Raw genomic sequence first — 13,357 nt, forward strand, 5'->3', positions numbered from 1 at the left:
ATTAAAAATAACAAAATGCAAAAAATAATATTACTAGTGTTTGCAGTGGCTTTATCAGCTCAAATGGTAATGGCTCAAGAAGTTGAACCTAAAGAAAGTCCCTTTAATTTTACTGTAAACTTACAATCAAATCATCTTTGGAGAGGTTTAATAATTACTGATAAACCAGTTATTATGGTTTTTTCATCTCTTAAATTAAATGAATCTGGCAGTTTTACTGCTGGATTTTGGGGAGGGACATCTTTTTCGAATGAATTTGATGGAACACATTACAAAGAAATAAACTATTATGCGCAATATGCTGCAAAAGGTTTTTCTATTGCATTGTGGAATCTATTTAACACCAGAGGAGTTGACAATCCAGATATTTGGAACTATGACAAAGAAACAACTGGTCATTTACTAGATTTAAGAACATCTTACACTTTTGGCAATAATTTTCCATTAAAACTAGAAGCTGATGTTTTATTATACGGTAGTGCAGATTCTCAAATGAATGACGGAGAATTGGAGCAACGTTATTCAACATATATCCAAGCATCATATCCATTAATTAAAGATTCAAAAGTTAATTTAATAGGTTACGTAGGTGCTGGATTCTCATTAAATGGCGACACGCATTTATATGGAGATAAAGAGCAAAATTTCGATATTGTAAATATTGGTTTAACAGCGTCTAAAACATTAAAATTTGCGGAATTAACAATTCCGGTATCGACAACTACCATGTGGAACCCTTCTACTAAAATAGCAAGAGTTCAATTAGCAGTTACTTTATTTTAGATAAACAACATTAATTAAGTCAGATTTTTTAAGTTACAAAGTCCATAATGCGGTTAAATTCCATAATTATGGGCTTTGTTATTTTATGTAATATTCTAGACACCTACTCTATCTATCTAAAAACTTCAACTTTGCAGTACAAATATTTGCTATCGTTTTCTTTAAAAACTCAGATGGAAATATTATTTCTTAGGACTTTATAAAGTTTTAAAGTATAAACTAAAGAACAAATACTTCCCAAATATTAAGAAAATAAAAACCCCATTTTCTGTTTTTCAACAGAAATGGGGCTTTTTAATCGAACGAGTTTTGCTATTAATCTTGTTCTAAATATTTTTCCATAATGGAAATAGCTGCTTTCGAAATTACAGTTCCAGGTCCGAAAATGGCAGCAACTTTACGCTCAAGCAGGTAATTATAATCTTGTTCTGGTATAACACCTCCGGCAAACACCATAATATCCGGTCTGCCAAGTTTTTCTAACTCACCAATTAATTGAGGAATTAAGGTTTTATGACCAGCGGCTAAACTAGAAGCTCCCACAAAATGCACATCATTTTCAATGGCTTGTTTCGCTACCTCTTCTGGCGTTTGAAACAATGGCCCCATATCAACATCAAAACCTAAATCGGCAAAACTAGAAGCAACAACTTTAGCACCTCTATCATGCCCATCTTGACCCATTTTTGCAATCATAACACGTGGACGACGCCCTTCAATTTCTGCAAATTTATCGGCTACTGCTTGCGCTTTCGCGAACATGTTATCATCTTTTACTTCTTTGCTGTATACGCCACTTATCAATTTAGTGTCAGCTTTATGACGACCAAAATGAGCTTCTAAAGCATCTGAAATCTCACCTAATGTGGCGAAATTTTCAGCAGCTTCAACTGCTAATTCTAATAAGTTTCCTTTTCCAGTTTCTGCACAATTTGATAAGGCTTTTAATTTCGCATCAACCACATCCTGATTTCTATTGGCTTTTAATTTTTTCAAACGTTCAATTTGAGACAATCTTACTACCGAATTATCTACTTCTAGAATTTCGATATTCGATTTCTCATCAGTTTGAAATTTATTTACCCCAACTAAAATATCTTGACCAGAATCTAAACGCGCTTGTTTTCTTGCTGAAGCTTCTTCAATACGCATTTTAGGAACACCCGTTTCAATCGCTTTCGCCATACCTCCTAGCTCTTCAACTTCTTCAATAAGTTTCCATGCTTTTTTGGCAATCTCTTTAGTTAAGTATTCTACATAATACGATCCAGCCCAAGGGTCGACCGCTTTTGTCATATGCGTTTCATCTTGAATAAAGATTTGTGTATTACGTGCAATACGCGCAGAGAAATCTGTTGGTAAAGCAATGGCTTCATCCAATGCGTTGGTGTGTAACGATTGTGTTCCTCCTAACCCAGCAGCCATAGCTTCAATACAAGTTCTAGCAACATTGTTAAATGGATCTTGTTCACTTAAACTCCAACCAGATGTTTGGCTATGCGTACGCAATGCCATTGATTTTGGGTTTTTCGGGTTAAATGATTTTATAATTTTTGCCCAAAGCATACGTGCAGCACGCATTTTTGCAATTTCCATAAAATGATTCATACCAACTGCCCAGAAAAAGGATAGTCTTGGTGCAAATTCATCAATTTTTAATCCGGAAGCTAGCCCTGTTCTAATGTATTCCATACCATCAGCTAAAGTGTATGCTAACTCAATATCGGCAGTTGCTCCAGCTTCTTGCATATGGTAACCACTAATAGAAATAGAGTTAAACTTAGGCATGTTTTTAGTGGTGTAATCAAAAATATCACCAATAATCTTCATAGAAGGTAATGGTGGATAAATGTATGTATTACGCACCATAAATTCTTTTAAAATATCGTTTTGGATGGTTCCACTTAATTGATCTAAAGGCACACCTTGTTTGCGTGCTGCAGCAATGTAAAATGCCATAATTGGTAATACAGCACCATTCATTGTCATAGAAACAGACATTTTATCTAACGGAATTTGGTCGAATAAAATTTCCATATCTAAGATAGAATCAATAGCAACACCCGCTTTACCAACATCACCAGTTACACGTGGGTGATCTGAATCGTATCCACGGTGAGTAGCTAAATCGAAAGCAACTGATAGTCCTTTTTGTCCAGCAGCTAAGTTTCTTCTGTAGAAAGCATTTGATTCTTCTGCAGTAGAAAAACCTGCATATTGACGTACTGTCCAAGGACGGGTAACGTACATGGTGCTATAAGGTCCTCTTAAAAAAGGAGGCACACCAGCGGCAAATCCTAAATGCTCAGCATCACTAATATCCTCTTTTGTAAAATGTTTTTTTACAGGAATTCCTTCAGGTGTGTTCCAAACATCTTTATTCTCTGCGGCAGCAACTGTTTGTTTTGTTGCTGAATTTAATTTTATATCTGAAAAATCTGGTCTCATATCCTTAGGCTTTTATAGATTTTTGAACTTTTTGCTGAATGCTTGAAATAGATGCAATTACATCTGATCTCAAATTTACACAACCGTCTAAACCAGCTTCAGTTAATTCATTCATATTTGCAGGAGCACCCGCTAATAATAATACTTTATCTGTATTTAATGCTCTAAATGCTTTTACAAAAGCAACGGCATTTTCATCGTAATCTTGGTCTGAACTACAAATAACAACAACATTAGAATTTGATTTTGCACTTGACTCAGCAGCTTCTAAAGCTGATGCAAAACTTTTTTCTTGTTGTACATTAAATCCGCTTACACCAATAAAATCATACGCAAAAGCAGCTCTTGCTTTACGCATTGTTAAGTTTCCAAAACTAGCTAATTCCACTATTGGTCTCACACCTGTTTTAGCTACCAATTCTTCGGTAGTTTTTCTAATAGCTTCAATTTCTAAAGAAGCTCTTCTTGGTTTAAGTACTTTGGTACTTGCGGCATCGTCTCCGTTAGAAAGCACTTCAGCTTTTACCGTTTCCATTAAGTTAGGGTATTTATTAACACCTACCAATGGTAATCTTCTTTGGCTGATTAGTTTTAATTTTTGTAAACGAATTTCAGCAATTTGTTGTTGAATGGTTTCGTTTTCAAAAGCTACAGCAAAACCACCGTTTGATTCTATAGATTTAAATAATTCTAAAGCTTTTTCAGCAATTTTAGTTGAAACTTCTTCTATATAATAAGACCCATCAACTGGATTTGAAACTTCACCAAAATAAGACTCTTCTTTTAAAATAGTGGTAATGTTTCCTGCAATTCTGCTTGAAAAATCTGAAGAATCTTTAAATTCTTTATCATAAGCATCAATTAAAATGCCATCTACATTTCCTAATATGGCAGACATGGCTTCTGTTGTACAACGTAAAATATTGGTTTCGGCATCGGTAACAGATTTACTCCAAATAGAAGTTTTTGCAGTTACTGTGTTCGAAAAATCTGCAACGCCATATTTGTTAGCAACTTCGCAAAGCAAGTTATTGAATGCTCTAAACTTTCCTATTTCAACAAAATATTCTAAACCAATAGCTAAATTGAAGTTTAAATTGTTAAAAATAGATGGCACTTCAATACCTCTTTTTGTTAATTCATCAATAACATATACTAATGAATTTAAAGTATAGGCTATTTCTTGAACTTGGTTTGCACCAGAATCTAAATATTCGGTTCCAGAAATAGTGATGGCTTTATAATTTGGATACGTATCGGCTAATTTAACTAATTCAGCAACCGCATCAAAAGCAGCAGCTTCAACAGTTCCTGTGGTTACATAATTTGAAATTAAAGACGTATTAAAATAACCCTTTAAGTTTTCTGTTTTTACACCATTTTTACTTGCATAAGAAAAGAAGTCTTTTGCAAATTCAACAGCATTATTTCCTAAAATAAATGATACGGTAATTTCGTTTAAGTTTAAACCTTGTAAAAGATCTGCAGCTTTACAGTTATCACAAATTTTAAAAATTAAACCATTCATGCCTTCTTCAATAGCTTTTAAAGCTAATTTATTTCCGCTTTCATTACAACAAGCATCAATTAAACGATAGTTAACCAACGACTGAGAATTTTCTCCCGTATTTTTTAATTGTGTAATGTTGTCTTCTGTGTTGTAAAAAGGTTGAATGCTGATGTCGCTTAAGTTCTTCCAAACTAAAGTTTTGTCGAAATCGGCACCTTTTAAATCAACGGTTACTTTTTCTATCCACTCCTGTTTAGAAACAGGGCTGAACTCAGAAAAAAGTGATTTTTTTGTAATGCTCATAATTTTTATATTAATTAAGATATAATTAATTGCTGGTAATTTAAATAATTACCAGCAATCAAATAAAATTATTTTACTGCTAAACTACTTCCAAAACGCTCAAAAATAGCTTTATCTAATTCTTCTCTATGATTTGGATGTGCAATGTCTCTTAAAGCAATGGCACGTTGTTTTAAGTTTCTTCCGAATAATTCTGCTACACCATACTCAGTTGCAACAAATCGAGCATGTGCACGTGTTGTTACCACACCAGCGCCTTGTTTTAACATAGGTGTAATTTTAGAAACTCCTTTTAATGTTTGTGAAGAAATTGCAATGATTGGTTTTCCGCCTTTAGATAAAGCAGCACCACGCATAAAGTCCATTTGTCCACCAACACCAGAGAACATTCTTGGACCAATTGAATCGGCACAAACCTGACCTGTAATATCTATTTCTATAGCAGAGTTAATTGCTGTAGCTTTTGGATTTTGACGGATAATAGACGTATCGTTTACATAGGCGATGTCTCTCATTTCAATTTCTGGATTGTTATCCATAAAATCATATAATCTTCTGGTACCCATTGCAAATCCTGATACAATTTTATATGGATTTGTTTTCTTTTTAGAACCGTTAACCACACCTTTTTCAACTAAATCTACTAAACCTTCAGAGAACATTTCTGTATGAACCCCTAAGTTTTTATGATTTGTTAAATATCTTAAAACGGCATTAGGAATACCGCCAATACCCATTTGAAGTGTAGCACCATCATCAATAATTGCAGCGATATTTTTACCTATAGCTTGTTCTTCTTCAGTTGGTTGCACAAATTTCATTTCATAAATTTCCTCAACCACTTCTACACACGCAGAAAAGTTTCTTAAATGAACCTGAGCATCTCCAAAAGTTCGTGGCATTCTTGGGTTAATTTGAGCAATAACAGTTTTACCGTGCTCAATTCCAGCTAATACAATATCTACTGAAACACCTAAAGAACAGAATCCGTGTTGGTCTGGTGGAGACACATTCACTAAAACAACATCTAAATTCATATATCCTTGACGGAATAAACTTGGAATATCACTTAAAAAAATTGGAATATAATCTACAGTATCACCAACCATTTTTCTCACATTGCCTCCAATAAAGAAAGCACTGGTATGAAAACTATCTCTTAATTCTGGAGCAACATATCCACATTCGCCTTCTGTATGTAAATGACATATTTCTACGCCTCTTAATTGAGGTCCTCTTGCTACCATCGCTTTAATAAGCGCCTGTGGCGTTGCAGAACCTCCTTGAATTAACACTCTATCACCCGATTTTATCAACTTCACAGCATCTTCCGCTGTCATCTTATTTGGTAAATTCATCATCTTTCGTTTAAATTAATAATTGTTTTTTGTCTTATTTATTTTTGTGTTTATTATTTTATCCTAAAAAACTTAGTATAATACCCGCCGCAATTGCAGAGCCAATAACTCCGGCAACATTTGGTGCCATAGCGTGCATTAATAAATAGTTATGAGGGTCGGCTTTAATACCCTCGGCGTGCACCACTCTGGCGCTATCTGGAACTGCAGAAACCCCTGCTGCCCCAATAAGTGGATTTAATTTATCGTCTCCTTTTAGAAACAGATTCATAAGTTTGGCAAACATTAATCCTCCCATGGTTGCTATAATAAACGATATGGCTCCTAAACCAAAAATCATTAATGAATCTTTGGTAATAAAAATATCGGCTTGGGTTGAAGCGCCTACGGTTACGCCAAGTAAAATAGTTACAATGTCTATTAATTTCGTGCGCGCTGTATCGGCTAATCGTTCGGTTCTACCAGATTCCTTTAATAAATTACCGAAGAACAACATCCCTAATAACGGTAATGCACTCGGTGATATAAATGTTGTAAGCAATAATGCTACCACTGGAAAAATCATTTTTTCTTTTTGAGTAACCGCTCTTGGTGGTTTCATTCGTATTAAACGCTCTTTTTTTGAAGTCAGCAACTTCATAATTGGCGGTTGAATTACGGGCACTAATGCCATATAGGAATATGCTGCAATAGCAATTGGACCTATTAAATTTTTAACTGTTGTGCCGTCTGGTAATATATTAACACCATTAGCTAATTTAGACGATAAGAAAATCGCTGTTGGCCCATCGGCACCACCTATAATTCCTATGGCGCCAGCTTCTGGAAGGTTAAATCCTAAATATAGCGCCCCTAAAAATGTTCCGAAAACACCAATTTGTGCCGCTGCTCCTAAAAGCATTAACTTAGGATTTGCAATCAGCGACGAAAAATCAGTCATCGCACCAATACCCAAGAAAATAAGTGGTGGATACACCCCTTTAACAACTCCAAAATAGAGATAATTTAACACCGATCCTGTTTCGTAAATACCTGTTTGATATCCCGCAACAAAGGGTATATTACCAATAATAACACCTGTACCAATAGGAATTAACAGCAAGGGTTCGTAATCAAATTTAATACCCAGATATATAAATACAATTCCGATAAAAATCATAATGAGGTTGCCCCCTTTTGCATTTGCAAAACCTGTAAAACTGTAGAATTGCTTAATTCCGTTAAAAGCTTCAGAAACAAAACTTTCGGCAGAGGTCTCGTCTACTTGCTCTACCGCCGTAGTTGCAGTCTTATCAGATTGTGCATTTAACCCTAAAACAGGTCTCGCAAAAACTAAAAGCGATAGAACTCCGAATATTAGTATAAGTTTCTTCATTTTTTTCAATTTGCCGTCATAATACAAATTATCATGACTTTGTATTTTTATTCTAGTTCTATCATTACTTCACTTTGTAATACTTGCTGTCCTACCGCCACATGAATAGCCGAAACAACCCCCGATTTTTCTGAAGTTATACTATTCTCCATTTTCATGGCTTCTAGCACTAATACCACATCGCCAACTTTAATCGTATCGCCAACTTTCACATGAATAGACATTATAACTCCTGGTATAGGTGCTATTATTTTTTCAACAGAAGCAGTCGATTTTACATTTATAGGTTCGATAGATTTAATAGATGGCTTACGAACAAGCGTAGGTGTTTTTATAGTCTTCACTTCTTCCTTCATTTTAACTGAATACGAAGTTCCGTTTACTTCTAATTCTATCACATTATCTTCGTGAGAAACAATTTTAACTCCGTAATTATTTTCGTTTATTTTGAATGTGAAATTTTTCATCTTCTTGTGTGTTTCTTGAAACGATTAATTTGATAATACAACAGTTATAGTCTGTTTCGATACGCGCTATAAATTTTAGAACTCCATGGCGAATATAATTTTCTCGCTTGCTTAATGGTTAACACCGCATTTTCGTTATCGTGCTGTGTGTTCAGGTATAAATGAATGGCTACCGAAATCGCAGCCGCAATTTCTCCTGTAAATTTTTCGCTTGCCTTAGGCGATATTTCTTCGATTTTTTTATCCGGTCCTTTCGTTATTATTTTATAAATAAAAAGCATATTTGGCAACCCATATTTAAAAAATAAGGTTAACAGCAACAACCCACTAAAAACGATAACAAGCCCTGTTATTAAAATGATATACCCTTCGGTAATTGTATCTGTTGATAAAAATAAATGTAGCATTATAACGGAATATTTGAGTGTTTCTTAGGTGGATTTACATCCTTCTTGTTTGCCAGTAACTCTAATGCTCTAATAATTCTAAACCTTGTATTTCTTGGTTCGATAACGTCGTCTATAAAACCATATTTAGCCGCCACATACGGATTCGCAAATTTGGTATTATATTCATGTTCCTTTTCTTCTATATAATGTTGTTTTTCGTCTGCATCTTCAATTTTACTAATGTTAGAACCTTCTAACACTTCTACAGCGCCTTTTGCTCCCATTACAGCAATTTCTGCGGTTGGCCATGCATAATTTAAATCGCCTCTTAGTTGTTTACAACTCATTACATCGTGTGCGCCACCATACGATTTTCTAAGGGTGATGGTTACTTTTGGTACCGTTGCCTCTCCATAAGCAAACAACAGTTTTGCACCGTGTAAAATAATACCACCGTATTCTTGCCCAGTGCCAGGTAAGAATCCTGGAACATCAACCAATGTTACAATTGGAATATTAAACGCATCGCAAAAACGAACAAACCTAGCTGCTTTTCTAGACGATTCGCAATCTAATACACCTGCATAATATTTTGGCTGATTCGCTACGATACCAACAGAACGTCCGTTAAAACGGGCAAAACCAACAACAATATTTCTGGCGTAATTTCTGTGAACTTCTAAAAACTCACCATTATCTGTTATGGTTGCAATAACATCAATAATGTCATATGCTTGATTGGCGTTTTCTGGGATAATATTATTTAAAACATCGTCTAATCGATCTATAGGATCTGACGTTGTTTTAATTGGTGGATCTTCAAGATTATTTGATGGTAGGTAGCTTAAAAGTTTTCTAATGAGCAAAAGATTTTCTTCGTCGTTTTCTGCCAAAAAATGTGATACGCCCGATTTAGTAGAATGAATATTTGCACCTCCTAACTGTTCTGCCGTTACAACTTCACCGGTAACAGATTTTACAACTTTAGGACCCGTAACAAACATATAACTGGTTTGATCGGTCATAATGGTGAAATCCGTTAAAGCTGGCGAATACACCGCACCACCGGCGCATGGACCTAAAATGGATGAAATTTGTGGAATTACACCCGATGCCATAATATTTCTTTGAAAAATTTCGGCATACCCAGCAAGTGAGCGAACCCCTTCCTGAATACGCGCACCGCCACTATCGTTAAGTCCGATAACAGGCGCGCCAATTTTCATGGCCATATCCATGATTTTACAAATTTTTAGCGCGTAGGTTTCAGAAAGCGAACCTCCAAAAACTGTAAAATCTTGAGCAAATACGTAAACAATTTTACCGTCAATAGTACCATGACCTGTAACGACGCCATCAGACAAATAAATCTCCTTATCTAAGCCAAAAGATTTCGTTCTGTGCGTTACAAACATATCAAACTCTTCAAAGCTATCATCGTCTAAAAGAATATCAATTCTTTCGCGAGCGGTAAGCTTTCCTTTAGCATGCTGAGAACTTATTCGTTTTTCGCCCCCGCCTAACTTAGCTTTTACCCTTTTTTCGATGAGTTCGTTAATTTTGTCTTGATTTGCCATGGCTATATGTTTATTAACGATTTCTGTTTATTCTTTTATTTTTTAGAACAAAACTCTGTAAGCACCCCTAAGGTTGATTTTGGATGTAGAAATCCAATATTTAATCCTTCGGCACCTTTTCTAGATACTTTATCTATTAATGTTACGCCTCTTTCTTCAGCTGTTTTTAAAGCATCTGTAGCATTATCTACTGCAAAAGCTATATGATGTATCCCTTGGCCTTTTTTCTCGATAAATTTACCAATAGGACCATCTGGCGACGTGCTTTCTAATAATTCAATCTTTGTGTCACCTACCAAAAAAAAGGCTGTTTTCACCTTCTGATCAACAACCTCTTCAATAGAATAACATTTCATTCCTAATACACCTTCATAATATTTAATGGCGTCTTCTAAATTTTCTACAGCTATTCCAATGTGTTCAATGTGAGATATATTCATAATCTATATATTTATATGTTTTAATGTAATGATTGCCAAAATTAAAGGAAGACTGTTTTTTAAATTATGACAGAAGTCATGTATTTCCATAATAATTAAGAATATTATAAACTATAACGATTTAGTAACATTTAAAGACATTTCAAATCGAATACGCAAATAAGCTTATATTTGATTTATGCTTTTAAACCCTACTTTTTTTAAATTAAACAAAGTGCCTTTGCTATGGGCGTTGGCATGTTTATTTTGCTATTTTGCATTTGCCTACAACCTTATTAGAACCGATTATATTAAGCTAATAGCGCTGTATTCTGTACTATTTTTTATATTTTATAAACTGGTTGGACTTATAAAAAATCACTCGTCATTTTTAATCTGGTTAGCCTTTATATTTAGAGCTGTTTTTTTATTTTCAATTCCAAATCTCTCCCAAGATTTTTACCGATTTATTTGGGATGGTCGCATGATTTTAGAAGGATATAACCCTTACATGTTTACCGTTGAATCTTTTATAAATATAAATAAATTCCCCGTTTCTCAAGCTCAAGAATTGTATAATGGCATGGGAGAACTTAACGCAAGTCATTTTACCAATTACCCACCTTTAAATCAATTCTTTTTTGCCTTGGCTGCCTTGTTTGCTGGAAAAAGCATTTTGGGTTCGGTGGTGGTTATGCGCTTGCTCATTATTGCGGCAGACTTTGGAACACTCTATTTTGGCAAAAAACTTTTAGGCGAACTTAATATCTCTACAAGTAATATATGGTGGTATATTTTAAACCCTTTTATTATTATTGAATTAACGGGCAATCTTCATTTTGAAGGCGTCATGATTTTCTTTTTAGTTTTGAGCTTATATTTGCTACAACGCGGAAAATGGCAATTCGCCGCTATAATTTTAGCACTCTCAATTTCAGTTAAATTAATCCCTTTAATTTTTTTACCTCTGTTTTTGCAATGGTTCTTGAACCGAAATTCTTCAGCCAAATCTTCTATAAACAACACAAATATCCGTGCAATATTCCCACATAAAATTGGCTTATTCGGATTTAAAAAGCTTATTATTTTTTATAGTATTATTGGCCTATTTACCCTATTGCTTTTTTTGCCTTTTTATTCAGAGGTATTTGTAACAAATTACTCGCAATCGGTGGGATTGTGGTTTGGAAAGTTTGAGTTCAATGCTAGTTTATATTATTTAGCGCGGGCCATTGGCTACCTTTTTAGAGGCTATAACGAAATTGCTATTATTGGCAAAATAATACCAATAGTTGTGTTTTTATTTGTTTTAGCAATTTCCCTATTTAAAAACAACAAAACCACTTTGTCGCTAATTTCAAGTATGCTACTAGCCTTATCTTTTTACTATTTTACGGCAACAACGGTGCATCCTTGGTACGTGGCAACCTTATTAATGCTATCTATTTTTACCAATTATAAATTCCCGCTCGTTTGGAGTTTCGCCATAATATTAAGCTATATAGCCTACTCAAACTCCAGTAACAGTGAAAACTTATGGATCATTACAATTGAATACCTAATTGTTTACACTGCGCTTGCGTGGGATATTTTTAAAAACAAAAAAGCTATGAAAATAATTTCATAGCTTTTTCTTTATTTTTCAAAAATCGCATCTTGCTTTTTAAAGGATTTGAATTCCAACATATAATCGTTTGGGTCTTTAATAAAAAAAGACATGTGTTCGCCAGCCTTATCTTTTAAAAACGTTGCTTGGGTTACCAAATCTAGTTTTTGTTCTTTAAGTCTGTCGTAAATCTGCTCCCATTCTTTTGATTCGACTATAACACCGAAATGAAATGAGGGCAATATTTTGCCTTCGAAAACATAATTAGGACTATTAAAACTAAATTTTTCGGCCTTAATAAAGGTTAATTGGTTGCCAAATAAATTAATATCTACCCAGTTTTGGTCTTTACGCCCCAAGGTAGCGCCAATATTATCTACATAAAAACTTTTGGTAGTTTTTACATTTAAACATGGCAACGACATATGAAATGATGCGCCCATAATAGTTATGATTAAATAGGTTTTAAACTTTCAACTCTGTAAATTACAAAATCTTCGTCATCATCTTCAAAATCTTCAACAAAAGTTATTCTAAAACTTTTATCGATTAAACTTTTATCGTTCTTTAAATCGAATTGTTTTAATACTCTTGGATGAACTTCCTCAAATACTAACTCTTCTCCATTTTCAAACCAAAACGTAAAATAACCGTTCTTGTAAGACTTAAAAACAGCTGTTCTCATTATTTAATACTTTTCTATAAATTAATCAAGGTCTTCGTCTTCGTCTTCATCTTCGTCGTAATCTGAATCTGCTTCATCATCCATATCTGCATCGTCATCATCATCAGTGTCATCTTTTTTAACAACTTCTTCATCAATATCGTCGTCATCTTCAACTTTTACATCTTCAAAATCTACAGTAGAAGTTTCATCATCTACGCCATCTGAATCATCATCGCCAAAGTCTTCCATAGCTTGTACAAGACGTTTTCCAACTTTTACTAAGTAAATAGTATCGTCGGTTCTTACCTCTACAGCTTCAATTATTTCATTTTGAGCATTTCTAAACGAAATAATATCCGTTTCATCATATCCATCTGGAAATTTTTCTACAAGAAGGTTTAAAATATCTTCTGTTAATTTTTTGAAATCTACAATTTTGCGTAACATTTTTATTT

13 protein-coding genes are annotated in these 13,357 nt (G+C 34.2%); 2 read left to right on the forward strand and 11 right to left on the reverse strand.

From position 1 onward, the window contains the following. The first annotated feature begins 15 nt into the window (after positions 1 to 15). Positions 16 to 783, forward strand: coding sequence for a hypothetical protein (locus ACFQ0I_RS00735; protein WP_379938464.1), 768 nt, complete (start codon positions 16 to 18; stop codon positions 781 to 783). Positions 784 to 1,098: 315 nt separating this feature from the next. Here the strand turns inward: ACFQ0I_RS00735 and scpA are convergent, their stop codons facing one another. The 8 genes from scpA to mce form a co-directional block, all read right to left on the reverse strand. Next, positions 1,099 to 3,231, reverse strand: a complete 2,133-nt coding sequence (gene scpA, locus ACFQ0I_RS00740; RefSeq protein ID WP_379938465.1) for a methylmalonyl-CoA mutase — start codon at positions 3,229 to 3,231, stop codon at positions 1,099 to 1,101. A gap of 4 nt (positions 3,232 to 3,235) precedes the next feature. Next, positions 3,236 to 5,044: a methylmalonyl-CoA mutase family protein gene (locus tag ACFQ0I_RS00745; protein WP_379938467.1), complete on the reverse strand. Its 1,809-nt coding sequence runs from the start codon at positions 5,042 to 5,044 to the stop codon at positions 3,236 to 3,238. A gap of 68 nt (positions 5,045 to 5,112) precedes the next feature. Beyond that, on the reverse strand, positions 5,113 to 6,402 hold the full coding sequence (locus tag ACFQ0I_RS00750) for an acetyl-CoA hydrolase/transferase family protein (protein ID WP_379939932.1): 1,290 nt from the start codon (positions 6,400 to 6,402) through the stop codon (positions 5,113 to 5,115). Between the two features lie 58 nt (positions 6,403 to 6,460). Further along, a complete protein-coding gene (locus ACFQ0I_RS00755) occupies positions 6,461 to 7,777 on the reverse strand; it encodes a sodium ion-translocating decarboxylase subunit beta (RefSeq protein ID WP_379938469.1) in 1,317 nt (438 codons plus the stop codon). Positions 7,778 to 7,824: 47 nt separating this feature from the next. Continuing rightward, complete coding sequence (locus tag ACFQ0I_RS00760) at positions 7,825 to 8,244, reverse strand: biotin/lipoyl-containing protein (protein ID WP_379938471.1); 420 nt, start codon at positions 8,242 to 8,244, stop codon at positions 7,825 to 7,827. Between the two features lie 44 nt (positions 8,245 to 8,288). Further along, entirely contained in the window at positions 8,289 to 8,651 is a 363-nt protein-coding gene (locus ACFQ0I_RS00765; RefSeq protein WP_379938472.1) for an OadG family protein, read from the reverse strand. Beyond that, positions 8,651 to 10,210, reverse strand: coding sequence for an acyl-CoA carboxylase subunit beta (locus tag ACFQ0I_RS00770; protein WP_379938474.1), 1,560 nt, complete (start codon positions 10,208 to 10,210; stop codon positions 8,651 to 8,653). The genes ACFQ0I_RS00765 and ACFQ0I_RS00770 overlap by 1 nt, the downstream gene beginning before the upstream one ends. 35 nt (positions 10,211 to 10,245) lie before the next feature. Further along, a complete protein-coding gene (gene mce, locus ACFQ0I_RS00775) occupies positions 10,246 to 10,650 on the reverse strand; it encodes a methylmalonyl-CoA epimerase (protein ID WP_379938476.1) in 405 nt (134 codons plus the stop codon). 178 nt (positions 10,651 to 10,828) lie between these two features. Here mce and ACFQ0I_RS00780 point away from each other — a divergent pair, with 178 nt between their 5' ends. Next, complete coding sequence (locus ACFQ0I_RS00780) at positions 10,829 to 12,256, forward strand: mannosyltransferase (protein ID WP_379938478.1); 1,428 nt, start codon at positions 10,829 to 10,831, stop codon at positions 12,254 to 12,256. Between the two features lie 8 nt (positions 12,257 to 12,264). On the opposite strand, the gene ACFQ0I_RS00785 is transcribed toward ACFQ0I_RS00780, so the two are convergent. Genes ACFQ0I_RS00785 through ACFQ0I_RS00795 form a run of 3 tightly spaced genes read right to left on the reverse strand, consistent with a single transcriptional unit; the run spans position 12,265 to position 13,349 of the window. Continuing rightward, a complete protein-coding gene (locus ACFQ0I_RS00785) occupies positions 12,265 to 12,678 on the reverse strand; it encodes a VOC family protein (RefSeq protein ID WP_379938480.1) in 414 nt (137 codons plus the stop codon). A gap of 11 nt (positions 12,679 to 12,689) precedes the next feature. Beyond that, positions 12,690 to 12,920 carry a hypothetical protein gene (locus ACFQ0I_RS00790; protein ID WP_379938482.1) on the reverse strand — a complete coding sequence of 77 codons (231 nt, stop codon included), beginning with the start codon at positions 12,918 to 12,920 and terminating at the stop codon, positions 12,690 to 12,692. A 21-nt stretch (positions 12,921 to 12,941) separates the two neighbouring features. Then, positions 12,942 to 13,349: a hypothetical protein gene (locus ACFQ0I_RS00795; protein WP_379938484.1), complete on the reverse strand. Its 408-nt coding sequence runs from the start codon at positions 13,347 to 13,349 to the stop codon at positions 12,942 to 12,944. Positions 13,350 to 13,357: the final 8 nt, after the last annotated feature.

Source organism: Mariniflexile aquimaris (assembly GCF_042676825.1).
Classification (GTDB): domain Bacteria; phylum Bacteroidota; class Bacteroidia; order Flavobacteriales; family Flavobacteriaceae; genus Mariniflexile; species Mariniflexile aquimaris.